The sequence below is a fragment of the Dactylosporangium cerinum genome (genome assembly GCF_042653625.1).
In the GTDB taxonomy this organism is placed as follows: Bacteria; Actinomycetota; Actinomycetes; order Mycobacteriales; family Micromonosporaceae; genus Dactylosporangium; species Dactylosporangium cerinum.
In genome coordinates, this window is sequence record NZ_JBHSIU010000013.1 from 245250 (window position 1) to 269403 (window position 24154).

23 protein-coding genes are annotated in these 24154 nt (G+C 67.4%); 9 read left to right on the forward strand and 14 right to left on the reverse strand.

Features of this window, described 5'->3' with window-relative positions:
- Window positions 1-134: 134 nt before the first annotated feature.
- The 3 genes from ACFPIJ_RS13370 to ACFPIJ_RS13380 form a co-directional block, all read right to left on the reverse strand.
- Window positions 135-1022, reverse strand: a complete 888-nt coding sequence (locus tag ACFPIJ_RS13370; RefSeq protein ID WP_380115063.1) for an aldo/keto reductase — start codon at window positions 1020-1022, stop codon at window positions 135-137.
- Window positions 976-1365: an alpha/beta fold hydrolase gene (locus ACFPIJ_RS13375; RefSeq protein ID WP_380115064.1), complete on the reverse strand. Its 390-nt coding sequence runs from the start codon at window positions 1363-1365 to the stop codon at window positions 976-978. Before ACFPIJ_RS13375 ends, ACFPIJ_RS13370 begins: the two co-directional genes overlap by 47 nt.
- A gap of 405 nt (window positions 1366-1770) precedes the next feature.
- Entirely contained in the window at window positions 1771-3018 is a 1248-nt protein-coding gene (locus tag ACFPIJ_RS13380; RefSeq protein WP_380115065.1) for an MFS transporter, read from the reverse strand.
- 119 nt (window positions 3019-3137) lie between these two features.
- On the opposite strand from ACFPIJ_RS13380, the gene ACFPIJ_RS13385 reads away from it, so the two are divergent.
- Window positions 3138-4082, forward strand: coding sequence for a LysR family transcriptional regulator (locus ACFPIJ_RS13385; protein WP_380115067.1), 945 nt, complete (start codon window positions 3138-3140; stop codon window positions 4080-4082).
- Between the two features lie 193 nt (window positions 4083-4275).
- On the opposite strand, the gene ACFPIJ_RS13390 is transcribed toward ACFPIJ_RS13385, so the two are convergent.
- On the reverse strand, window positions 4276-4545 hold the full coding sequence (locus tag ACFPIJ_RS13390) for a hypothetical protein (protein WP_380115068.1): 270 nt from the start codon (window positions 4543-4545) through the stop codon (window positions 4276-4278).
- Between the two features lie 273 nt (window positions 4546-4818).
- Between ACFPIJ_RS13390 and ACFPIJ_RS13395 the strand changes: the two genes are divergently transcribed.
- Window positions 4819-4986 carry a hypothetical protein gene (locus tag ACFPIJ_RS13395; protein WP_380115070.1) on the forward strand — a complete coding sequence of 56 codons (168 nt, stop codon included), beginning with the start codon at window positions 4819-4821 and terminating at the stop codon, window positions 4984-4986.
- Window positions 4987-5132: 146 nt separating this feature from the next.
- Here the strand turns inward: ACFPIJ_RS13395 and ACFPIJ_RS13400 are convergent, their stop codons facing one another.
- Entirely contained in the window at window positions 5133-5879 is a 747-nt protein-coding gene (locus ACFPIJ_RS13400) for an FAD-dependent oxidoreductase (protein WP_380115071.1), read from the reverse strand.
- A gap of 109 nt (window positions 5880-5988) precedes the next feature.
- On the opposite strand from ACFPIJ_RS13400, the gene ACFPIJ_RS13405 reads away from it, so the two are divergent.
- Entirely contained in the window at window positions 5989-6546 is a 558-nt protein-coding gene (locus tag ACFPIJ_RS13405) for a hypothetical protein (protein WP_380115073.1), read from the forward strand.
- Between the two features lie 684 nt (window positions 6547-7230).
- Entirely contained in the window at window positions 7231-9258 is a 2028-nt protein-coding gene (locus ACFPIJ_RS13410; protein ID WP_380115074.1) for a choice-of-anchor D domain-containing protein, read from the forward strand.
- 337 nt (window positions 9259-9595) lie between these two features.
- Here the strand turns inward: ACFPIJ_RS13410 and ACFPIJ_RS13415 are convergent, their stop codons facing one another.
- From ACFPIJ_RS13415 to ACFPIJ_RS13455, 9 genes are all read right to left on the reverse strand, one after another.
- Window positions 9596-10087 (reverse strand): NUDIX hydrolase, encoded by a 492-nt coding sequence (locus tag ACFPIJ_RS13415; protein WP_380115075.1) that lies wholly within the window; start codon window positions 10085-10087, stop codon window positions 9596-9598.
- A gap of 77 nt (window positions 10088-10164) precedes the next feature.
- Window positions 10165-10911, reverse strand: a complete 747-nt coding sequence (locus tag ACFPIJ_RS13420) for an HAD family hydrolase (RefSeq protein WP_380115076.1) — start codon at window positions 10909-10911, stop codon at window positions 10165-10167.
- 47 nt (window positions 10912-10958) lie between these two features.
- Window positions 10959-11582, reverse strand: a complete 624-nt coding sequence (locus ACFPIJ_RS13425; RefSeq protein ID WP_380115077.1) for a histidine phosphatase family protein — start codon at window positions 11580-11582, stop codon at window positions 10959-10961.
- Entirely contained in the window at window positions 11579-12325 is a 747-nt protein-coding gene (locus tag ACFPIJ_RS13430) for an SDR family NAD(P)-dependent oxidoreductase (protein WP_380115079.1), read from the reverse strand. Before ACFPIJ_RS13430 ends, ACFPIJ_RS13425 begins: the two co-directional genes overlap by 4 nt.
- Window positions 12322-13461: a hypothetical protein gene (locus ACFPIJ_RS13435; protein WP_380115081.1), complete on the reverse strand. Its 1140-nt coding sequence runs from the start codon at window positions 13459-13461 to the stop codon at window positions 12322-12324. The genes ACFPIJ_RS13430 and ACFPIJ_RS13435 overlap by 4 nt, the downstream gene beginning before the upstream one ends.
- 3 nt (window positions 13462-13464) lie before the next feature.
- Complete coding sequence (locus ACFPIJ_RS13440) at window positions 13465-14568, reverse strand: glycosyltransferase family 9 protein (RefSeq protein WP_380115082.1); 1104 nt, start codon at window positions 14566-14568, stop codon at window positions 13465-13467.
- Window positions 14544-15104 carry a phosphoribosyltransferase gene (locus ACFPIJ_RS13445; RefSeq protein WP_380115084.1) on the reverse strand — a complete coding sequence of 187 codons (561 nt, stop codon included), beginning with the start codon at window positions 15102-15104 and terminating at the stop codon, window positions 14544-14546. The genes ACFPIJ_RS13440 and ACFPIJ_RS13445 overlap by 25 nt, the downstream gene beginning before the upstream one ends.
- Window positions 15101-16981, reverse strand: a complete 1881-nt coding sequence (locus tag ACFPIJ_RS13450) for a hypothetical protein (RefSeq protein ID WP_380115086.1) — start codon at window positions 16979-16981, stop codon at window positions 15101-15103. Before ACFPIJ_RS13450 ends, ACFPIJ_RS13445 begins: the two co-directional genes overlap by 4 nt.
- Entirely contained in the window at window positions 16978-17418 is a 441-nt protein-coding gene (locus ACFPIJ_RS13455) for a DUF4254 domain-containing protein (RefSeq protein WP_380115087.1), read from the reverse strand. The genes ACFPIJ_RS13450 and ACFPIJ_RS13455 overlap by 4 nt, the downstream gene beginning before the upstream one ends.
- 515 nt (window positions 17419-17933) lie before the next feature.
- Here ACFPIJ_RS13455 and ACFPIJ_RS13460 point away from each other — a divergent pair.
- From ACFPIJ_RS13460 to ACFPIJ_RS13480, 5 genes are all read left to right on the forward strand, one after another.
- Window positions 17934-19250, forward strand: a complete 1317-nt coding sequence (locus ACFPIJ_RS13460) for a helix-turn-helix domain-containing protein (RefSeq protein WP_380115089.1) — start codon at window positions 17934-17936, stop codon at window positions 19248-19250.
- Window positions 19247-19912: an HAD family hydrolase gene (locus ACFPIJ_RS13465; protein WP_380115090.1), complete on the forward strand. Its 666-nt coding sequence runs from the start codon at window positions 19247-19249 to the stop codon at window positions 19910-19912. Before ACFPIJ_RS13460 ends, ACFPIJ_RS13465 begins: the two co-directional genes overlap by 4 nt.
- Window positions 19913-20872: 960 nt before the next feature.
- On the forward strand, window positions 20873-22288 hold the full coding sequence (locus ACFPIJ_RS13470; protein WP_380115091.1) for an APC family permease: 1416 nt from the start codon (window positions 20873-20875) through the stop codon (window positions 22286-22288).
- Window positions 22285-23286, forward strand: a complete 1002-nt coding sequence (locus tag ACFPIJ_RS13475; protein WP_380115092.1) for an acetamidase/formamidase family protein — start codon at window positions 22285-22287, stop codon at window positions 23284-23286. The genes ACFPIJ_RS13470 and ACFPIJ_RS13475 overlap by 4 nt, the downstream gene beginning before the upstream one ends.
- Before the next feature lie 6 nt (window positions 23287-23292).
- A complete protein-coding gene (locus ACFPIJ_RS13480; RefSeq protein ID WP_380115093.1) occupies window positions 23293-24021 on the forward strand; it encodes a GPP34 family phosphoprotein in 729 nt (242 codons plus the stop codon).
- Window positions 24022-24154: the final 133 nt, after the last annotated feature.

Sequence of the window (24154 nt, forward strand, 5' to 3'; positions counted from 1 at the left end):
AGTGGCGAGAAGGTCACTTACCGTGTGGCCATTCCGGCTGCTTTCCGGCTGTGCTGGGCTGGCGCGGTCGGTCGACTGCTGCTCTGCCGCCGCGAATGTGGGAGTGGTCTCCGGCTATAGGTAGCGGTGACCTGTCAGGTTCCCTCGGGTGTGAGCGCGGTGATCGCGGCGACCTCGTCGTCGGTCAGCAGCATGCGCCCGGCGGCCAGGTTCTCCTGCAGGTGTTGCACGCTCGTCGTACCAGGGATCGGTAGTGCCCCGGCGGTGCGGTGCAGTTGCCAGGCGAGTGCGATCTGTTGGGCTGTGGCGTCGTGCTTCGCGGCGATCGGGTCGATGATCGCATGCAACGGCACACCCTGTTCGCCGCCGGGAATAGCGCCCGGGTGCCACGGCGAGAACACGATCCCGCGTTCCTGCGTGACTTCCCGCACCGCGGCGCCGTGGCGGACCGCGACGTTGTAGTGGACGGTGACGGCGGCGATATCGGTGATCGTCAGCGCCGTACGCAGCTGCTCGGCGCTGATATTGGACAGGCCGATGTGGCGGATGAGCCCCTCCTGCCGCATCCCGGCGAGGGTTTCGATGATCTCCTGGAGCGGGGCATCGGTCATCGCCGGCGTGTGCAGGTAGTAAAGGTCGATACGGTCGAGGCCAAGCCGGCGTAGGCTCATGTATGCGGCCTGCCGCAGGTAGAAGCGGTTACCGACCGCGCCCATGTCGGTGTACTCGGGGCCGCCGCGCACGAAGCCGCCCTTGGTCGCGATGACGAGGTCGTCCGGGTAGGGATGCGGCGCCTCCCGGATGAGTTCTTCGTTGGTGTGCGGACCGTACACGTCGGCGGTGTCGATGAACGTCACCCCTTGGGCGACGACCTCGCGCAGCAGCGCGACGCCCTTGTCGTGGTCGGGGTAGGCGCCCCAGACCTTCGGCCCGGTGAGCTGCATCGCGCCGTAGCCGATGTTGCCCACGGTGAGCTCACCGCCGATGGTGACGGTGCCGACTTTGCCGATGTTCGTGGTCATGACGCTCCTTGAGATTCGTGTCGAAGGGGTTAGCGCGCGGTGGAGCCGCCGTCGACGGGCAGCGCGATCCGCTCCACCCGAAGCTGGCGTCACGAAACGGTGCCAGCGTGCGACCCACGCATTCCTCGTTGTGATGAGGCCCGTACACCTCCGCAGTGTCGAACAACGTCACACCCAGCTCGAGGCCGTCGATGACCGCGGGGTCCCAGTCGTCCAGCACAGCCGTCAGGTGGTGCAGCAAGACGAGTGGGACACCGCTGTTGGCGCCCACCTCCCGATACGTGAAGGGGATTCCGCCGACATCTACCGTCGTGGTAGGCGTGTCCTTGTAGCTCGTTGTCATTTCTCTTCGACTCTCCGAATTCACGCCGCCTCACGGGCGGCTAGCCGAGCGGTCATAGAATAACGATCGCTATATAACGAACGCTGCCGGGAAGGCGCACCGCGCCAAGGGCACCGGTGCGGCTTGCACCGATTACACAGCTACGGATTTATGCCTATTTCGTAATACGTCAGATCGTCTTCACCCTGCATGAGGACATAGAGAGCCCCGCCGGTTAAGTTATTCTGGGAAATCTCCGGGCTGGAGCCGTTGGTCCGCCAATCCGCCAGATTGGGAGTCCAATCGGATATGTTCATCGCGGCGATGTTCCTGCAGTCCTCCCTGCGTAGGTGTCGACAGTGGCGGGCCCCGCCTCCAATGAACCGCGCCTGGACCTGCACCGACAGGGGTGCGGTGGCGGCGGCCTCAGATGTCTGTCATCTGTGCGGCAGATGACCGCAGCGCAGTGCCGCCCGTTTCCGGGCGCCGCAGTGTGGCCGCCTGAAGGCGGGCGGCGATCGCCGAGACGGCGATGACGGCGACGCTGAAGGCGATGATCGCGACCCGGTCACTAACCGCCTGGCCGGCGGCGGCCAGCAGGATCGGTGGCAGGCCCATCCCGATGTATGCGATGACGAAGAAGACGGCAAGCACCCCTGCGGTGGCGCCGGGCTGGGCGGTGGCGATGGCGGAACCCAGTGCGGCCTTGAACAACAACCCAGCGCCGGCGCCGGCCACCGCGGAGCCGATCAGGTACCAGCCGAGCGACGGCTCGTACAGCGCGTACACCACCAGAGCCATCCCGACCGGGGTCGCAGCCAGGCCGGCGGCGAGCATCCGGGCGGCCGGTAGCGCGGCGAACACGGTCTGAGCGACGGCAGACACCCCGAGCACGACGAATCCAGCGACCCCCCAGACGAACGGTGACGTGACGTGTAGTTCGCCCCGAACGATCAACGAACCGATCGAGGAGAACAGCCCGAAGACAGCGAACGAGCAAAACGTTACGGCGGCTGCGCCGGTAAACGCGGCCCGCCGGCCCGCGCGCAGCCGGAAGCGGGCCGCGCCGGAGGCCGGCAGGGTGCTGCGGTCGACGGTCTCCGGCGTGATCAACACGGCGACCGCACCGGCCGCCATCAGGACCAGGAACACCAGGTACGGGGTCAGCAACGGGTGTTCGGTCCACCGGGCCAGGGCGCCGCCGACGATGGGCCCGAGGGACAGCCCGCCGAGGTTGGCCACCGACGCGACGGTGGCCGGCACCCGGCTGGGCGCTGCGGCGGGATGCGCGGCACGGTGGAGTTCCGTCAGATAAGTGGTCGCGGTGGCGGCCATCAGGCCGACCGCCACGCCGGTCAGGACGCGGCCGGCGAGCAGACCCGGCAGCGTCGGCCAGGTTTCCATGACCACGTCGGCGACGATGCCGGCGCCCAGCGCCGGGAGGATGATCCGTCGCCGGCCCCACCTATCCGAGAGGTGTCCCAGAAACAGCAGACTGCCGGCGGCGCCGAGCACCATGGCCGCGAACGTCGCGGTCACCTCGGTCGAGTTGAGGTGGTCACGGACCGCGTACAGCGGCCACAGCGGCGTTGGCACCGTACCGAACGCCCCCAGCGTGGCGAACGCTGCGGCGACGATCCAGAAACCCACCTTGTGGGGTACAACCTGAGCCATCGGTTCTCCTTGGGTCGAACGTGTCACCTGAGACAACCGTCAACCGTTCGGCGCACCTTCCGACTTCTCGGCGGGGGGCGGAGATACTCTCGATCTGCTCGGCAGATGGAGGTTCGGGCATGGAGCTGCGGCAGCTACGCCATTTCATCGCACTCGCCGAGGAGCGCAGCGTGACCGCCGCCGCCCGCCGCGAGCTGATCGTCCAATCCGGACTGTCGAACTCCCTGCAGGCCCTCGAACGCGAGCTGGGCACTGAGCTCTACCTCCGCGGCACCCGGCCGGTGCGACTCACCGCCACCGGAGAGGCCCTGCTGGCGCCGGCCCGCGAGGCGTTGCGCGCGGCCGAGACCGCCCGTCGCGCGGTGCACGAGACCCGGGACGTGCTCGTGGGCCGGCTCCGGCTCGGCATCGCCCTCTCGGCGCAGTACCTCGTACCGTTCGCGGGCTACCTCGGCGCGTTCCTGCGCGACCACCCCGGCGTCGACGTCCGGATGCGTCCTGCCGCCGCGCTGGCCATGCTCGACATGGTCGAGACCGGCGAACTCGACTGCGCCATCGGACCGGCTCTGGAGCAGCGCGGCCGGCTGCGGCTCACCTCGCTGGCCAGAGAGCCGCTCGCGCTGACCTGTCACAGCGACCACCCGCTTGCCCGCCGTGGCCGGGTAAAGGTCGCCGACCTCGACGGCGAGCGCTTTGTCGACGTGCCCCCGGGCTGGACCGCGCGGCTGCTGTCCGACGCCCTGTTCGCCGGCGCCGGACTCACCCGACGGATCGTCGCGGAGGTCGGCGACTGGGAGATCCTGCTGGAGATGATCGCCGCCGGCGCCGGCATCGGATTCACCCCGGTGGGACTCCCGTACGGGGTTCTGACCGGCCCCGACAGCCTGCTGCGTCACCTCCGGGTGGATGGCGCCCAGATGGAACGCCACCTCTACCTGATCCTGCCGCCGCGCGCCGAGACCAGTCCGGCGGCCGCCGCGTTCGCCGCCGGCATGCTCGCCCTGCACAGCAGTGCGCCGTCACCGGCCGCGGCGCCGGTTGCCAGCGAGCGCGACGCCGGCTAATCAGCATGAAGCGGCCGGCTCCACGTTCCGCTCTCTGTGAGGGGTGCTTCTGAGAACGCGTTCGGACTCGTGGTGTGCACCCGCTATCGCGTTCTCGCTGGTCGCCATTAATTTAGGTGTAGTACGCGTCCAAGGTGTCGGTTTCGTGGTGCAGGTGCTCGCCATCCGGGTAGGGCAGTTCCATCTCGCGGAATCAGACGTGGGCCAGCAGTTCAGCGTGGTGGTAGTACACCGCCGCGGAGCGCGGTGACTCGAATGTGGTGGGCCGGTTGGTCAGGTTCTCCAGCGCCTGGCGCAGGTAGCGCAGCGCGCGCTCGTGGTGTCCGGAATACCTGCCGGCGCGACCAGGCGCGGAGATGTCGCTGGCCCGGACGGCTGCCATGATCCGGTCGGTGACACCTTGGGTGTACTCCTGCAGGATGTGCCGCGCGGTGACCGCCCGGACCGCTTCCGGGTCGTGCACGCCCGTATCGGCGAGTTCATCGAGGCCATGGTGGGCGACGGTAAGACGCTGCAGATGGCGACGAGCCACGAGTTGGGGCAGAACTTCGCGAAGGCGTTCGACATCGCTCGTCATGCCGATCGATGCGGCGGGAACCTGATGTTGTCGGCGAGCCGGAGAGCCGGCCGTTCCGGGTCCGGACGGAAGTCGGTGTGCGGCCGTCGAAGGGGAAGTCTCCCGCATCGATCAGTATGAGCCGCTTGCCTTCTGCCCGGATCGTCTCGGCTGCGAAGGTTGTGGGCAACGTTTCCGAACGTCCGTGAGCTGGACCCGGTCCTGCGGGAGGTACTCCTCGACGGTGTGGCCGAGGTAGTGGCGGGCCAACCCGGCGGCATGGTGGTGGACCACTACGTGACCACGCTGTACACGGCGGAGCGCCAGCCTGACGCCCGCCGGTCGTGACGTGCGGTGCGGGCGGCCCGCGAACACGGCCGTGATCGTCAGTTTGTCGCTGTCGGGTGGCGGCTGCGGAACGGAAGATCTGGTTCTCAGGGAGCGATCACAAGCTGTGCCTGCCGCCGCATCAGCAACGAAAGCCGTCTGCCACGTCAAACCGCCGAGCCGGCAGGAGAGCAGGTACTCGCGGCGCAGATCGGTTGAGCGGTGCCGCCAAGCACGAGGGTGTCGCCGTGCGGGTAGTAGTGCAGCAGGTCAGGCGACGAGCCGGTGTCCTCGGAGAAGAACTCCGTGAGCCCAGGATTCTCAACGACGACGAGCTGGCCGCGGATCGGAAAGAGGTCCGGGTCGGGCACGAGTTCGCGTGCTCCCATGCCCGTGCAGTTGACGACGATCGGCGCCTCGGCGACCGCCTCGGTGAAGGCCGTGACCCGTCGCCGCTCGATGTGACCGCCCGCGGCGGCCAGCCGCCGTCGCAGGTGTCCCAGATAGGTCGGCATGTCCACGAGCGGCGCGGTGTACCGCCAGCCAGCGGCAAACCCGGGCGGGAGCTCTTCTGCTTCGCACATGCGGAATCCGTCGAGCTGGTCGCCCCAGGCCGGTGGGTCGACGGGCTCCCGTGCGGCCTCGATGCCGGCGACGAGGCGTACCCCTGCGTCCGGGTCATCGGCGAGGAGTCTCAGGATGTCGAGGGTGGCGGCGCCCCATGCCTGGACCCGGTCGAGTGGCTCCACATGGTAGGGCCCCCACATCGCGCCGGCTGCCATCGAGGTGGTCTCCTCGGTCGGCTCGGCCGTCCAGATGACGACGCGGACACCGGCTTCGGCGAGGCAGATGGCGGTGGTCAGTCCGGAGACGCCGGCGCCGATCACGATCGCGTCAGGCTTGACCTGGTTCACGGCGTTGACGGTTGTCGTTCAGTGGCCGAGGTGGTCGCAGGCCAACCCGGTGGCATGGTGGTGGATCATTACAACTTCAAGAAGCCGGCCACCGTCACCGAAGCGGTCGATGACCACGTCCGTGCGATCGCTGCCGACGGTTCCGGACACGAGACCGTCACCCGCTTCCCGCTGGCATCCAGAGCCCCAGCACGGCACGCTGGGCGCGCAGGCCCGCACCGAGGAACGCGAACCCGGCAGCTCCCGCGACGGCATCACCCCGCCGCTCGGCACCGACCCAGCGATCCTCGCGTCCCAGATCGACAAGGTCCAGCCCTGGGAGACCGGTCCGTTCTCCGGGCTACAGGCCATCGCCGACACCGCCACCACCAACTACCTGACCTGCCCCGTACGCACCGCCACCCTCGATGTGATCGCCACCATGGGCGGCCAGGACAGCGGCCCGGCCACCGACCGGGCCGGACGGCCGGGTATCGCGATCGCCGTCGACAGCAGCGACCACGCCGTCCGCGACACCTCAACTGAGGTGTCCGCACGGCGCACGTTGCCTGAACCGGCTCGTCTCGACCCTACGGCAAATTCTCGGTCGTTCAGGCGGCAGCAGGCGGCGGCAGGACCGGACGAGATAGGCCGTGCCAGGTCAGCTGAGCTGCGGAAACGCGCCTGAACGGTAAGTCGATATGTTCGACCGGGCGGCGACCGGTACCCTGTATCCGCGGGCTGCTAGCTCAATGGCAGAGCTGCGGACTTTTAATCGTCGGGAATCGTGGTTGCGGGCCGTGTCGTACCGCTATTTACCTGCATAAACGCGCGAGTTAACGGTCCATTGTGGATTTGGATTGCTCCAAGGTTGCTCGACTGTTCAGGTGCCGGTTTGTCGGCGCCTGCCCGGGCGTAGCCCCAGTCGCGTCCCGACCGGAGCCTACGAATGGCACTTCGACGGGCATCGTCCACATCAGAGCCGGAATCAACGGCCGCCCGACTGCGGCCCGGGTGTTGTCGTGCTCGATCGACGCTCCCATACGGCGACGACGGGTCCTCGGTGGCGTCATCAACGCGTACCACCGAGCAGCCTAACCACAACTACAAAGGAGCAGGTCACTGCTCTTGCGACCCTTTGGCGCGAGACAGGTCTGTGAACCACCCGTCATGCACTGGACAGCAGGCCCGGGCCTTCGCGCTCCAACTGGTCAAGACCGACTGGCTCCACCAGACCACCGAACAGTCAATTGAATCCAATCATGAATACCACTAGCCTCTAGCCGCTCTGGCAACATGAACGACGACGACGGGGAGTCAGGTGCGCCTTTTGCGCAAGTTTGGCGCCATCTTCGGAGCAGTAGTCCTTGCCGTGACGGCATTACCTGGTGTGGCCAACGCGGCCGCACCAACCGCTCCGTACGACGCCTTCACCATCAACGGGTCGGCTTGGAACTACAGCTTCGATCCCGGCAACGCCAGCATCGCCTTGAATGCGAGAGGCCCCGCGGGCTTCGACCTCTCGGCGAACACGCCCGACTTCGGTCACTGGTTCCATGCCTTGGTGGTCGCGCCGCCGGGGCAGAAGCTCGGCGTCGGCACGTTCCCCACGAGGACGATGGGCGACGCGACACATTACGCGCTGAACGTGTTCGGCGACGGTTTGACTTGCGGCGATTCGTTGGGCTCGCTGACCATCCACGCCTTGACCGTCGACCCGGCGACCAACGCCATCACCTCGATCGCGGCCACCTACTACCAGGACTGCTACGACACGTACGGCGAGATCCGCTGGCACTCGGATCAGTCCTACGTAAACGGCATCCGGTCGGCCAGCTTTCTCGATTTCGGCACGGTTGACCTGGGGCAGGGCTCGCAGGTGCAGACGGTGACGATCACGTCGTCGGGCAGTTCGGCGCTCCAGCTCGGTACTGCCTCGCTCGGCGGGGCAGTACCGGCTGCCTACACGATCACCGGCGACACCTGCACCAACGCCACGCTCCAGTACGGGCAGAGCTGCACGATCGGCGTCCAGGGCCGGCCGACCACATTGGGCGGCCTGACCGCGACCCTCACGGTGCCGGACAACACCACGTTCGGAAAGCGGACGGTCGGCCTGGCCATGAGCGGACGCCTCACCGCCGAAGGCACCTACATGCCGGTCACCCCGTCCCGCCTGCTCGACACCCGGGAGGGCAACGGCGCGCCGAAGGCGCCGCTCGGTGGCGGCCAGACGCTGCATCTGCAGGTGACGGGTCGCGGTGGCGTGCCGTTGAGCAAGGTCTCGGCGGTCGTGTTGAACGTGACGGTGACCGGTCCGACCTCGGCGGGTTACCTGACCGTCTACCCGACCGGTGTCACCCGCCCGACGGCGTCGAATCTGAACTTCCCGGCGGGGTGGACGGGTGCCAACTCGGTCACCATGCCCGTCGGCACCGACGGTCAGGTCGACATCTACAACGCCGCCGGCAATGTGCAGGTCATCGTCGACGTGATGGGCTACTACAACGCCTACGACGAAACCCACACCCAGTGGGGCGGCGGGCAATACCTGCCGACCCTGCCGGAGCGTCTCCTCGACACCCGTGACCCGGCGTTCGGCGGCCCGCTGGCGCCGAACGAGTCCGTGCGGATTCCGGTCAGCTACGGCGAGGCGTTCGACTCGCACATCTGGGCCCTCGCGGTGAACATCACCGCGGTCGCCCCGACCATGGGCGGGTTTGTGACCGCGTGGAGCGGCGTTGGTCAGCCACCGACCGCGTCGACGCTGAACTTCACGCCGGGTTCGGTGGTGCCGAACTTCGCGGTCGTGCCGACCGCGTGGTGCTCTCAGTGTGGCGTTGGTGGCTACCCCGCGATCGCCGTCCGTAACTTCTCCGGCGGCAGCACGCACATCGTCGTGGACATCTTCGGTTTCTACGATGACGGTCAGATCCCGGGTGGTCTGCGGTTCCACCCGTTGACCCCGACGCGCATCGTCGACACGCGCGACGGACTCGGCGCAAGCACGTTCACCGGCGCCGGCACGAAGACGGTCACCGCCCCGGCGGCGGTCGCCGGTGACAACACGTACGCACTGGTGACCAACGTGACCGGGATCGACCCGGCGAACTCGACGTATCTGAGCCTGTGGGCGACGGGCGACACCAAACCGACGGTGAGCAACCTGAACCTGACGCCGCACGAGGTCCGGCCCAACGCCGCCTTCGTGCCCGTCGGCCCAGGCAACAAGTTCAACGTGTTCAACGCGGCATGGAAGGTCGACGTCGTCATCGACGTGTCCGGCACGTTCGAGTTCCTGCCTGGATCGGTCCCGGCGGGCCAGGTCAGCAGCCTTGCCCGGCAAGGTCCGCTGCATGCCAGCTCGAGCGGCACACCGCAGCGGCTGACACTGCCGTAGATCGGCAGATTCTACGAGGGTACGGCGGCACCGGGTTTGCCCGGTGCCGCCGTCGTATGTGTTCCGCATGGTTGCTGCCAGCATCGGGATGATGAGGCCACCGGCCGTCGTCGACCGTCAAGACCCGACTGCGGGTTGCGCGGCAGCGCCAAGCGAACGACTAACAGCCCTTTGCCGTTCATTCGTCGGGGAGTCGCATCCAGGTGGTTGTTGCGGTGGATACCGTAACAGTGGGCCTGGTTATCACAGAACGTCACGCGCCGCGAGTAGCTCCACCGTGGCGCCAGACGATTCCAGCAGCGGTTTGGCGCCGAGGCGATCAGCACGACCGCGCTGTCTACGGCGTGGGCGCGGCCGTGGCCTGTTCGGTCGAACCTGACGCGGCATCGGTAAGCGCGGCCCAGTTCGTCTGGATGAACGCTTTCAGGGACTCCGGCTTCAGGTCGACTTCGATTGAGCCGTCCGTCCCGATCGCTATCCGGTCGAGGTCGTAACCGCCTCGGCTGGCGTCGGCGAATTCTGGTCCGGATCGATTGTCCAACTCGAGGTGCTCTAGGCGGCACACGAAGAAGTGCTGCACGCCGACGCCTGCTTCGCCGGTCGGGGTGGACACCAGGAACACCTGTTGTGCTGCGCCGACCTCGGCCCCGATCTCTTCACGCAGCTCGCGTCGCATCGCCTGCTCTATGGAGGCATCGCTGGGCTCGACACCTCCACCTGGTGCGGTCCAGTACGGCGGCTGATCGTTCTTCGTCCGTTTGATCAGCAGCAACCGTTGTTCCTTGTCGATCAGGATCGCTCTCGCTGCGCGCTTCACCACTGATGACATGCTGTTCCTTTGGGTAGGGTTGCGCCGGCTCGTTCGCTTGCTGGCCGTGCACTGATGTGCCCTATGGGCATCATTGTCTAGTACGTCAGGTGGTTCAGGTGTCCGCCAGCCGCCCGGCCAGCTCGTGTCGGCGGTGGACCGTCCTCTTGGCGGATCCGATCGGCCAGCCATCGGCTGAGCTGGTGAAGGTCCGTTGCGGCGTGCGCAGGTTGCTCGACTGCAAAACGGGCCGACTTCGGCGTGGAGGTTACGAGCACCGCCGTCATCCCGGCGAGGTTGGCGGCGATCATGTCCGTTGGGCTGTCGCCGACGTAACAGCACTGACCGGGACGCACGTTCAGCGCCTGTGCGCAGGCCAGCAGACCGGTTGCGCTTGGCTTGGCGCCCGGCGAACCAGCGGGGGTGAACACCATGGCCTCGTCGGCGAAGTAGCTCGACAGATCGGCCTGCTTGAGTTTGAGCTTCTGCGGTTCCGGCTCGCCGTTGCTGACGATGCCGAGAGCTGAGCCGGCGGCGTGAAGAAGCGACAGGCACTCGGCGGCGCCGTCGCGGGCGGTGACACCAACATGCCAGGACAGGCGGACGGAGCTGGCAAGGTGAGCGAGGTCCGTAGCATCCCGCTTGGCCAGTCCCAGTTCGATCGAGATCGCATGGAGGATGCTGGACCGGTCGGCCTGACCGAAGTGCGCGAAGAGATGGTTCCACAGCTCCAGCGCGTGCTGCTCATCCGCCGGCTCGACTTCCAGCCGGGCGATGGCCTCGCGCTGGCCTATGAGGTAGCTCGGAGCCGTGTCGACCAGGGTGTCGTCGATGTCCCAGATCACTGCGGCAATCCGACGGGAATCGGGTGGGGCGGGTTCGCGTCGGCGGCTCATGGGCGGCGTTCCTCCGGCGATCGGAGCTGGGAAGACTGTGGGTGCCAGAGTCCTGCGGGTTCCAGCCGGAAGGTCCGGGCGTGCTCGAAGACTTCCGCGACGTCGTGGACGCCGGCTCCGGCGGCGGCGACGCAGCCGATAAGTACTTGATGTGACACGACGAGGACTGCACCGTATTGCTGGGCAAGGGAGTTGATGCGGGCGCTGGCGGAGACGGCACGGTCTCGCAGCGAGCGCAGGCTCTCCCCACCCGGCAATGCCGTGTCGACGTTGACGAGTCGTGTGGACCGCCACGCGAGGTATTCAGGCGAGTAGTCGCTGGGTCCGCGGCCCAAAACGCATGCAGGGGCGGCCCACTCCCGGAGCAGGTCGTCCTGGTGGATCTCAGTTCGGTCGGCGACCAGGCCGACTGCTGCAGCGCTGGCAGCGGCGCGCGGGAGTGGACTCGTGATGATGAGAGCTGGCCGCCAACCCTCGCGGACGAGCGACCGGGCGGCGGCGGTGACCTGCGCAAGGCCGTCCGGATGGAGCGGGCTTCCTGGGCGCGCGTGAGCGTCAGGGCGCTCGCGCCCGTCGGTGCAGGTACCATGCCTCATCCAGATGACGTCGGTGCTGGTCATGTCAGGTGCCAGCCCCCGTCGACGGTGAGAGTCTGGCCGGTGATGAACCCGGCCTGGGCCGATGTGAGGAAGGCAACGGCCGCGGCGACGTCGTCAGGTCGTCCGCGCCGGGGTATGCACTGACGGGCGAGCTGCCGGGTCACCATGGCGTCGTGATCGTCGACGACGGCGTGTTCGGCCGGGACCTCGATGGAGCCCGGCCGCACGGTGTTGACGGTGATGTGGTGCCGTCCGAGCTCGCGTGCGAGCGCGTGGGCTGCGGCTTCGAGACCGCCCTTGGCCGCGATGTAGTGGGCGAGTTCTGCCCGGCCGATCTGGGTCAGCACCGACGAGGTCATGACGATGCGCCCTCGGCCGAGTCTGATCATGTGGCGACTGGCTGCTTGGGCGCACATCAGGTGTGCGTGGAGGTGCAGCGTGAGCGCCTCCTGGAGGCGGGTCGGGGTGAGTTCGGCGAAGGGGATGCGGGGGTACGCTCCCGCGTTGCAGACCAGCACCTCAAGGCGCTCGCCGTGGTTGTTGATCGCGGCGGTCAGGTCTGCGCCGACGGCGGGAACGGTGAGGTCGCCGACGAAGGTGTGCACCTTGCTTCGGCATGCTTCGGCGCTGGCGACTGTGTTCTTCAGGTCTTCGTCGTCGGTGAGGTGGGCCAGGAGTAGGTCGTACTCGGTCGCCAGCCGGCGGACGATGGCAGCACCGATGCCGCTGCCGGCTCCGGTGACGACGGCGAGTGGCCGCGTCATGATGACCTCCCGATCGGCGCTGTCGTGGCGAACAAGCCGTCCAAAGTCGTGTCCGGATCCAGGATCTGGGTGAGATACGCCAGGTGAAGGCCGGCGTCCTCAGCGGTCAGTCGGCCGAGGTGGTACACCGCAAGCAGGCGCATGATCAGCCAGGGCCGGAGCCAGCCGACGATGTCGTCAACGCCCAGCGCGATCGCCGTCGGGGTAACGAGTTCGTGCACGTAGCGGCTGATGGTGTGGCGGCGTGCCGCCGATGGCTCGTGCCGGCGGTCAATAGAGATGACCCGGGCGGACTCGCGTCGTACCTGCACGCTGGGCCTATTGAGGACGCGGTGCTGTAGGGCGGCCGGGTGGTCGACGAACGCCGCCGGGTTGTAGGTCGGGACGAGCCAGCCACCGTGGAGGTGCTGGTACCACAGGAAGCAGGCAAACTCGCCGGCCAGCGCGTTGCGGCCGCCGGTGTCGAAGTCGAACCAGACAGGGCCCTGCTCGGGAGTCCAGCCGAGGTTGAGGTCTGTCGGGTCGCCCTGTGTGATGGCCGCCCATTCGATGCGATCAGGGTCGAATCTGCACCGCAGGACGGTGATGAGCCGCTCGAAGTCGACGTTGTGAGGTTGGCCGTCGACCAGGAGCGTGGTGGTCGCGAGGTCGGCGGCGCTGACGGATGCGTGGTCGGCAAACGTCAGCAGGTGGCTGCCGTTGCGGTAGTACGAATCCAGGCGCCCTCCGGCGCTTGCCCTGTCGCCATACAGCTTGCTCGTCGTATCAGCGAGTCGCGTACGCACGGCCGTAGCTGCGATGACCTGCTGGTAGTGAGATAGCAGGTCGTCGAGGCAGTGATCCAGGCGTGTCAGAGCACCGGTCAGATCGGCGTAGTTGATCTCATCGAGCAGCAGGCCTTGACCAGGCATCTCGCCGCCGAACCGGTCATATGCCAGCAACGTCCATCGGTGCGCTCGAAGGCACGCACGAAGTACCGGGACAGGGTAGTGGCCGCGCAGTTGCTCGTGGCCGGCTCGCTCGGCAATCGCTTCTTCAGGATTCGGGCTGAGCTTCAGGAACAGTCGGTGCCCCGGCAGGTTCACGTGCCAGGTGTGATTGGCGGTGAATCTCCGGTGATGACCGATGCTGAGCATCGCTCACCACCAGCCCGCTCGAACGCCGGCGTATTCGGCGACCTGGGTAGGGCTGATGGATGGCAGATCCGCGCTGCGGCCCCAGACGCCGTCGTCGTACCGATCGCGAACCGGGCAGCGATCAGCAGCAGCGAGCAACTGTGAGAACGGGGTTGCGATGGCATGGTGCCGGGGTGATCCGGTGATCCATTTGGTGTGCGCGTGGCGACCGTAGAGCCCGACGACGTCGGGGCCGGTCCCGTCGACCCTCGTCGTGAGCGCAGCAAGGTGCGTCAAGCCGGTGTCGTTGCCGACGACCAGTTGGGCGCTCGCGAACACGTCTATGCAGTCGGTTGCGTCGGCGCCATCAAGTACCGCAACCGGTGGGCCCTGCCAGGCGAGTCGTTGGCCGGCTGCGCCCAGCGGGGTGATCAGCGTGAAGCGCCAGTCTCCGTGCGCCCGGTTCGTCAGCTCGGCGGCGACCTTCGCGAACTGTGCGGCGCCGTAGTCCTTGCGGCCGGGCATGCTTGTCGTGGTGGCGAAGACGACGTGGAACGGTTCGGCGGCCAGTATGGTGCTGGTAAAGGCGGGCGCCGGAGCGGCCGCTGCGGGTAGTCGACAGCCGGTGGCCAGCTCGATTTGCAGGTAGTAGCGCATCGGAAGCGCGGCATGGATCTCGACGTGGTCGCCGTCGAGGAGGTCCAGCCATGTCGGCGGTTCCTCCGGCATCGCAGCGAACGGCACTGGGTGAGCGGTCACGGTCTGCACGATGTGACCGGTCTCGTTGCTCTGCCCGACGCGCATCGGCAGGGTGGAGCGGCGCATCAAGCCTGGCCGTGGGCCCAGGTACTCCAGCTCGAACCGATCCCCGGTCACGTCGTGGAGCGCCCGTACCATCGCCAGGCCGAGCAGGACATCACCGAGCCCTCGGTTGCCGAGATCGACCGACCACCCGCGTTCGTGGACCAGCTCCCCGATCCCTGGCGGTGGTGTCTCCCCGGCTGCGCGTCGATACGGCAACAGCCGTCCGAGCGGAGTCGTCTCTCGGGGCACGATGAGGCGTCCACCTGTAAATTCGCGGACACGCTGGTCTGGCCACAGGTTCAGATGGTCGTCAGTGCGCAGCACGGGATCCGCAGCCCTTCCAGCAGAGAACGGCCTCCGCCGGAGGTCTCTTCCACGAGGCATACGGCACCCACCACTACGGCGCCCGCCGCTTGGAGCACCTCAGCGAGGCCCGCGATGGTGACGCCGGAGGTGACCTCGTCGTCGACGATGAGGATCCGCCGTCCCCGCATCTGCCCGTATGCGAAAACCTCGACCCGTCGAGCATGGCGTTCGTAGAACACGCGCTTGTCGGGCAGGTCGAGATCTACCTTCCAGGCGAGCCTGTACGGTGTCGCGCTCGCCATCGCGACGGCCACCGTCGGCAGGATGCCACCGGCATCCAACCCCAGGATCAGGTCATGCGCGGCGAAGTCCGGGTGCTGTCGCCACGTGCTCCACAGTCGGTGGCCCACTGTCAGCACATCGACGGGATCAACCTCGTCGTCGATCCCGTCAAGCTGGTGGACGACACGAACCCTCCGGACGTCCGAGGCGACACCCAGACGCGGCACCAACCGCGCCGGGTAAGCGGTAGCCGAAGCCAACGGCAGCATCATCGTGGAAGCACCTTTCGTACCAGGACCTGATCGAGGTTCGCGACGATGTCGAGCACGGAACCTGCCGCGCTGACGACACGTGCGACTGCTTCCGCGTCGCGCACAACAGGCAGAAGCTCGGCCGGCGACGGCAACGGCAACGCTTCGGGGAAGAGCCCCGCGAACGCCAGGACGATGCCGTCGTGTCCGTCAACCTCCACGTCGCTGGCGCGCAGGAGGATTTTCATGATCAGGAGGACGTGTTTGTGTACGGCGCGGACATCGAGCGACGGTGCGGCGAGCAGGCGCCGCAACGTCATCACGACGAGCGCGAGCTCACCGCGGCTGGCCACGTCATCGTCGGCGAGCGTGAACGCTGGGAACTCGAATCCGTCTCGGCAGAACAAGATCCGTTCGGGCTCTCGAAGAGCCTGTCGCACACTGTGGACGATTCTCGGCACCACCAGGCCGGCGTTGACCTCCGCGGTGGTGACGTAGGTGACCGCTACCTTTGCCTCGCTCGGGGCGGGAGGTAGCGCTGGAGCATGCTGGAGTCGGTCGAGTGGGTACCGGTCGCGGATGACCAGCAGGTCGATGTCACTCCAGCCGGATAGCCATCCACCGGTGTTCGCGCTTCCGGTGGCCACCACTGCGGCTGTGTCCTCGTCGACCAGGGATACCGTCCCGCTCGCCAGCCACACGCTCAAACAGTCCCGTGCTTGAGCGGACACCTTCATGGGACGACCGGGCAGCTTGGCCAAGCGAACCATCGTGGTGACGCCGAGCTTCAGTGCCGCCAGGCTGCCGGAGTTATTGAGGACCCAGTCGGCGTCGGTCTCGATCCGGTCAGCGCCGCGGTCCTGCTTGATGACGTCTCGTCGGCGTAGCGAGGCCAGCGGCTCTGCCGCCCTGAACTCGCGGGCTGGCGCATCGGCGTGGACGTAGACCACCTGACAGAGCCCGCCCATGAGGCGCCGCAGATGGCGAGTCGCCTCGTAACGGTGGGCGCTCTCCAGACTCACCGTCGACGCCTTCGACGATGCCGAGAAACAAACCAGTTCCTCTACGAGGTGTTCGGCCTGTTCCAGCTCGTTCCAGGCAGTGTATGGATCGGTGACCTGTGCGCGTGCCGCTGCTACGTCCAGCAGGTATCCGATCTTGAGGCGAGTGACGCCGTGTTCGTCGCGCAGCAGTGCACCGACCGTGCTCTTGCCGCTCTCTGACAGCCCCGCCAACACCCAGACTCGGTCGAGCGCGGCCAACGGCAGACCGCGGGCGCCCACGCCGATGGCAATGAGCTGCTCGCGAACGTCTCGTTGGATGTCGAGAATCGATCGGTCGTCGCGAACGACCACGATCGGGTAGTCGCCACGGGCCGCTTGCAGTTCCAGAATCGCTGCCAGCGCACGCTGATATCCGGCGTACCACGGCGACGGCGGCGCTGCTTCGCGTGCCAGCGCCAGCGCGGCCTCACGACTCGGGTCTACCGAGTGCCGAAGAAGTATGTGTACCCCGGATGCCAGCGTCGGCCGTAGGTCTTCAACGAGCGACTCCACCAGATGTAAAGCCGTTGCTGGAGGGAGGCCGTCCTTCACGGCCGCTGTCGCCGCGCAGACTGCCACGAGCATCGGCCAGCCGCGGTCTTCCAGCAGCACCGACTCGTCGGCCCCTTTCCGGCGTGCGGCGTGGCTGTCGAAGACGAGCTGCACATGCTCTGTCGTGCTCGAGTCCTGGAACCACCAGCGAGAGAAGTCGCCTTCCGACACTTCCACCCACCGGGTGTGCCATCGGTCGATGGTTCCGCGCATCGAGGAGTCAGCAACCGCGGTGGCGAGCCATCGCAATTGGGTGCTCTTTCCGACGTTGTCCGCGCCGTTGAGCGAGATCACCGTGCTCATCGAGTCGTTCCGTAGCGCTTCAGCGTCCTCCAGGCGGGCAGGCGGCGCCGGCCGTCTCGGAGGTCACGCAGCAGGTCGTCATACGCATCGCACAGCTGCGTCAGAAGCGTCATCGCCCGGCGAGCGTCGGAGCGCAGCGCAGCGTCGCGGCCGGCGACCTCAGCGAGCCGCCGCGACCGCACCCACGCCACCGCGAGCCGGTCCACCAGCTGGCCGAGCGTTTCCGTGTGCAGCGATGCGTGCGGATCGGCCGGCAACGAGTCGTCGATCAGCGAATCGACACGGTCGACGAGTTCGGCGCGCATCAGGTTCATCGCATCGATCTGCCGTTTCGCCCGCGCGACCGCCGCGTCGTCGGTGCGGTGATCTCGACTCAAATCCTCCGCCTGCCACTGCGCCAGATGGTGCTGTGCGAGTTCCCCAGCTGCATCGAGCATCGAGGGCGCCGCACTTGCCGACCGACTTGGATTCCCGAAGACCATCACCAGGTCGGCTGACTGAGGCAGACCGGCCAGCGGCACGGACGTGCAGGTGGCTGGGGCGTTCGTCAGATCACGAAACATTGAGTCCCGCGCCTTCCAAATAGGTGTTCAACCGGCGATGATCATTGAGTGGGCCGCCACTTCTGGCCCTTTCAAACACGGGCCACCGCTGCGGGATCAATCCATTAACACCGATACGTATGCGTGACGCAACGCTCCGCATGCGGACAGCTAGCTTGTCCGCATCAGTGGCCGTCCCACATCTCGTGCCCGAGGCCGGGAGCATGCAGACAACTCGACTGTCTGCATGCGCGCGCTTGCCGGTTCGTGGGCAGTCGGGCTCAATGAGAGGAGTCGACTCGCTCGGTGGTATCGACGGTCATGCGCGGCTGACGTGCAGGGCCGCTGATACTGTCGGAGTCGAATTTTGGTGCATCGTGATCTCGAACTGCGAGTCACCTGGGGTCCGGATGGGACAAACGCCGCGGCAGTTGACGCCGGAGGCGTCGCCGCAGCACATGTTCGGTGCCCGGCTCCGGCGCTGCCGTGAGCGGGAAGGACTGTCGCAGGCGCAGCTCGCAGCAAAGCTGTTTGTCTCCGCTGACCTTGTCGCGAAGGTCGAGAAGGCGCAGCGCTGGCCCAGCGCTCGGTTCGTCGAAGACTGTGATGCCGTGCTGGGCGCGGCCGGAGATCTCGCACGATTCCTTCCCGACCTTGTCAGCGAACGGGGGCGGGCTCGGCCGGCGTCACCGTCCGGCCATGACTGCCGCCATGAAGAACCGCATGGCGACGTTGTTGTGGAGGAGGTCGACGACATGCGTCGGCGTGCCGTTTTGCAAGCGTTGGCCGCATTGACCATCCCGCCTCCGAGCGGCGTACACCGCGCGCCCGAACCTCAGGTGGTCAGGCTCGAAGACGGTGCGGAGGCGCTACGGCGGCTCTACCACGACTGCTCGTCGCCGCGGGACCTGCTTGCGCTGGTCCGCTCGCACCTCGACGCCACCGCCGACCTCCTCCGGCAGCTGCCGCAGGGCACGTTGCGCCGGCGGACGTTGAGCAACCGCAGCGAGGTCAGCACCTTGGCGGGGCGCCTCGCCTTCTTCGACCTGCACAACGACAACCAGGCCCGCGGATACTTCGGCCTCGCGCACGAAGCCGCCCTCCAGGCCGACAACAACGCGCTTGCCGCAGCCGCGCTCGGACACCTGGCGTTCGTCCCCGCCCGCGAAGGCAACGTCGCGGCCTCCATGGACTACCTCGGCGACGCGTCCCGGCATGCCGCAGCCAGCGGCGTGACAACGCTGCAATCCTGGGTCACCGCGGTCGAGTCGGAGCTGGTGACGGCTGTCGCGCCGACCCTCGCCCTGAAGGCCCTCGAACGGGCGACGGACCTCATCGCGCAGCCGAACCAGGCTCCCGTGCCGGTCTGGCTCGATTACTACTCCGCCGATCGTCTCGCGGGCTTCCACGGCTACACGCTGCTCCGGCTGGGCCGGGGTGGCGACGCCCGCACCGTCTTGACCTCGGCCTTGAACGGACTCGAACCCGAGGCAGTGAAGCAGCGGGCAGTGTTCCTGGCGGACATCGCCACGAGCTACCTGACCAGCGACGGTCCGGACGTCGAGCAGGCCTGCGCGGTCGCGACCGAGGGCATCGTGAGCCTGCAGCGGTTCGGCTACGCCACCGGAGCGGACCGCCTCCACGCAATCCGGGCCCGGCTGCGTCCATGGGAAGATCAGCCCGCAGTCCGCGACTTCGACGAACGATTGGCCGTACTGAGCTCATGAGCGATCCCAACACCTCCAGTTCCATCCGCGCGGTGTACTTCGACGTCGGCGAAACGCTCATCAACGAGTCGACCGAGTACGGCACCTGGGCGGACTGGCTCGGCGTGCCCCGGCACACGTTCTCCGCGGTCTTCGGGCAGGTCATCGCGCAGGGACGCGACTATCGCGAGGTGTTCCAGCACTTCCAGCCGGGTTTCGACCTCGCCGCCGAACGGCAGCGCCGCGCCGACGCCGGCCTCGCCGAACACTTCAACGGACGCGACCTCTACCCGGACGTCCGGGCGTGCATCGCCGAACTCAAGGCAGCGGGGTTCTTCGTCGGCGTCGCCGGTAACCAGACCGCACGCGCAGGGCGCCTGCTCCACGAGCTCAACCTCGGCGTGGACCTGATCGCCACCTCCGACGACTGGGGAGCCGAGAAGCCGACGCCGGCCTTCTTCGACGCGCTCATCGAGTCCGCGCCCTGCCAACCCGAGCAGATCGCATACGTCGGTGACCGCCTCGACAACGACATCCTGCCCGCCCGCGAAGCTGGCCTCGTGACGGTCTTCGTCAAGCGAGGCCCATGGGGTTACTACTACGCCACGCAGCCCGAAGTGCAGCAGGCGCACCTTCGTGTGGACAGCCTTGAAGGACTCGCCAAGCAACTGACGAACGACTGAGCTTGGAAGGCTGTAGCGCGCTCGAGGCGCTGCAGCTCGCATGCAGGATGGCACTGCAGCACGTGCGATACCACCGCAGGTGAAGGCGGCGCTGCTGATGCTCGCGAGACTGCTCCCGCCGGGGCCGCCGGCGCTGCGTGAGCTGACACGATGGATCGAAGTGTCCGCGGAACTCAGGTCGTAGGCGCCAGGAGCCGGTCGGCCAGGTCCGTCAGCGAATCGACCACCCAGTAAACGGTCTGCCGCACCAGCGGGTTCATCCGCCCACAGATTTCCCCACGGTCCGCGCCGCAGCAGCGCCCGGACTGTCTGATTGCCGCGACGCCGATCCAGATTCCCGCGTATCGCATCGCTGCAAGGGTCGGCATTACATCGGAGTACAGGTCGGCGGCGCTGATCTGTTCACCCCGCGCCCGCCACCTCGCGGCGCTTCCGTTCAGCCGACAGGTCGAAGCCCGGTCGCGTATCCGTGGGTCGCGAGCGCTTCGGACAACGTAGATGTCCGCATCCGCGCCCTGGACAGGCCGTTGAGATCTGAATGATCCTCCAATACGCGCCCCGGCTGGGCGTGAGCAGCGCCTCCGTCCAGCCGGGTGCGTTCAAGGAACAACGCCGGGCATCAGGCAGGACCAAGCGGCGGCCGGGTTATACCCAGCAAGTTCGCCGTCAATGCTCCAGCCATTGTGGGCAACGGCGGCCTCGCAATAAACGCGCGGTCCGGTCTGACCATGCGTGATTTGCGGATCAGACAACACGTCTGTCCACATGCAACGTATCGACGGGGATGCGTCAAAGCGCGATGGTCAACCGGTCACCAGGCTGCCACTCGGACGGCGGACATAGCCAGACGGCTTGCAAACGAATCAATTCAGCATCCGCGTATCAGGCGGTGATGCGTGTGATGTGCCGCGCCCGCAGGCAATGAGGCATGCGGCGGACTCGACCAGGGGAGGACGAAACATGAGTACCGAACAGCGGATACCGATCAATGTGAACGGTCAAACCACGACGGCCAGTTACCGACCGGAATTGCGACGGACGCTCGGGTTCAAGGATCTGGTGTTCTACGGGTTGGTGTTCATGGTGCCGATCGCGCCGATGGGGATCTTCGGGTCGGTGTACAGCGGCTCCGGCGGCATGGTCGCGCTGACGTACCTCGTCGGGATGGTGGCGATGGTGTTCACCGCCGCCTCGTATGCGCAGATGGTGAAGGCGTTCCCGCTCGCGGGCAGCGTCTACAACTACGCGGGCCGGGGGATCGCCGCGTGGGTGGGGTTCCTGGCCGGTTGGGCGGTCCTGCTGGACTACCTTCTTGTCCCGAGTCTGCTGTACCTGATCGCGGCGGTCGCGATGCACGCCACCGTCCCGGCGATCCCGGTGTGGGCGTGGCTGCTCGGGTTCGTGGCGTTCAACACCGTGGTGAACCTGCGGGGGATCCGGATGACCGCGCTGATCACCCGGATCATGCTGATCGGTGCCCTGATCGTCCTGGCGGTGTTCCTGGTGGTCGGGGTGTGGGCGATGCTGAACGGGCGGGGTCGCAGGTTCTCGTGGGAGCCGCTGTTCAACGCCGACACGTTCACATGGCAGGTGGTGTTCGGCGCGGTGTCCATCGCGGTGTTGTCCTTCCTCGGTTTTGACGGCATCTCGATGCTGGCCGAGGAGAACACCGGCGGCGCCCGCCAGATCGGCCGGGCGATGGTCGCCGCGCTCGGTGTGGCCGGGCTGCTGTTCATCGTGCAGACGTGGATCGCGGCGCTGCTCGTCCCCGACCCGGCCGGGCTCCTCGCCGGCGGGGATCCGGACGGGGTCGCGTTCTACGATGCGGCCCGGCAGGCGGGTGGGGCGTGGCTGGCGACGTTGTGCGCGGTCGCGACGGCCATCGCGTGGGGTGTCGCGAACTCCCTCGTCGCGCAGGTCGCCACGTCGAGGTTGTTGTTCGCGATGGCCCGGGACCGGCAGCTGCCGTCGTTCCTGCGCAAGGTGTCCGTGCGGTCCGGCGTTCCCGGCAACGCGATCACCTTGACCGGGGTGTTGTCTGTGGCGATCGGCCTGTACATGGCGTGGCGTTCCGACGGGATCGCCCTGCTGTCGTCGCTGATCAACTTCGGGGCGTTGACCGCGTTCCTCGTACTGCACGTCGCCGTCGTCTGGCATTACCTGGTCCGCAAGCGGTCCCGGAACGTGTGGTCGCACCTGCTGATGCCCGCGGCCGGGTTCGCGATCCTCGCCTATGTCGTCATCAACGCCGACGTCGCCGCGCAGCGGCTCGGGTTCGTCTGGATCGGCATCGGTGTCGTCGTCCTGATCGGCCTGTACGCGGCCGGGCGCCGGCCGAAGCTGTCGGGCATGCCGGGGACGGGGGACGCGGCATGAACGGCGTGGTCGAGCACAAGATGACCGAGTCGGACCTGACGTACCTGTTCGGCGGGGGCCGGTATCCGATCGCTGACGTGCTGCCCGGCCAGGTGCTGTCAACGAGCACGGAGGACTGCTTCGGCGGCGCGGTGCTCAGCACGGATGATCTGCCGTCGAAGGTGTGCCGGCAGTTCAACCCGGTCACCGGCCCGTTCCGGGTCCCCGGCGCCGAGCCCGGCGACACCCTCGCCCTGCACTTCATCGACATCGCTCCCGCGCGGGACTGGGGGATGTCGGCGACGTTCCCGCACTTCGGGGCGCTGACCGGCACCCACACCACGGCCATGTTGCAGCCGCCCCTGGATGAGCTCGTCTGGCGGTACACCATCGACGCGGACGCCGGCGTGGTCCGCTACCACGCCCGCCGCTGCGACTACACGGTGGAGCTTCCCCTGGATCCGATGCTCGGCACCGTCGGGGTCGCCCCGGCCGGTGGTGAGGCGCGGTCGACGATCGTGCCGGACCGGCACGGCGGGAACCTCGACACCCCGGAACTGCGGGCCGGAACCACGGTGTATCTCGGGGTGAACGTGCCGGGGGCGATGTTCTCCATCGGCGACGGCCACGCCCGGCAGGGACAGGGCGAGATGTGCGGGGTCGCGGTGGAAACGGCGATGCATGTCACCGTCGCCGTCGACGTGATCAGGGGCGTGGTTACGCCGTGGCCGCGGATCGAGACCGACCACCAGCTGATCAGCATCGGCGCCGCCCGCCCGCTCGAAGACGCGTTCCGGATCAGCCAGCATGACCTCGTCACCTGGACCGCGGAACTGACCGGTCTCGACATCCTCGACGCGTACCAGCTGGTATCGCAGGCCGGCAGGGCCGCGCCGGGCAACGTGTGCGACCCGCTGTACACGATGCACGCCGCCATCGACACCGCGATCCTGCAAGGGGCGTCGGCATACGGCGGAACGCACCGGCGGCTGCGTGACCTGGCCCGGTCGATGCGGTGACCAGCAGTGACCTACCAGACCTACCCGATCGGTGAGGCGCCGCCGCCGAATCTGCGGCAGCCGCTGCGGGTCGAGCTGTTCTTCCTCACCCACTCCGAAACCGGCGAGCCGCTCACCAACGTGGGCGCGCACGCCGTGGCACTGGCGGGTGCGGCCCTGATCGACGACCTGCTGCGACCGGTTGAGCGGATCCGGCTCGTTGGGTCGCAGGTCGTCGTCGTCAACGCGGATGTGTCCGGTGATCCGGTCGCCGACTGGGTGGTCCGGACGCTGGGCGGGAACCGCGGTACGTCCGTGCTGGACCGGCCGCAGCGGTCGTACTCGGTCCGTGACGCGGTGCGGGCCATCGCTGTGCACGCCTATGACCGCACCGCGGCCGGGATGTATGCCGGGGACCTGGTCCAGGAGCTCAAGCGGCGCAGGTTGAGCGGCGGCCGTCGCCGGTACCCACCGACGGACACCGGGGTCATCGCCCGGGTGCGTGGCCGGTTGTGCAGCGTCCTGACCGGACACACACCACCGGACCCGCAGACCGCCGCGCTCGCCGGCCTGATCCTCGCCCTCGACCTGACGTCCGAGCTGTACCTCGACGGATCTGGCCTGAACGTCCGCAGCCTGCTCAAGGCGCTGGCCGACTGGGTCGGGCGCAGCATGCCGGAGGTCCAGCAGTTGATCGGCGCGACCGACGACCTGATCGCCGAGGCGGCGGTCGCGGTCTACGGACAGTCCCGCTGACACCGACGCCGTCGTGGTTCGCGGACCGGAACGAGCGCCCGGCCCGTGCCGTTCGGCGGCGGCCGGGCGCCGGACGGACAGCGGACGGCCTACCGCCGAAGCCGCCGCCGTCCACGCGGGGTGGCCCTGCCTT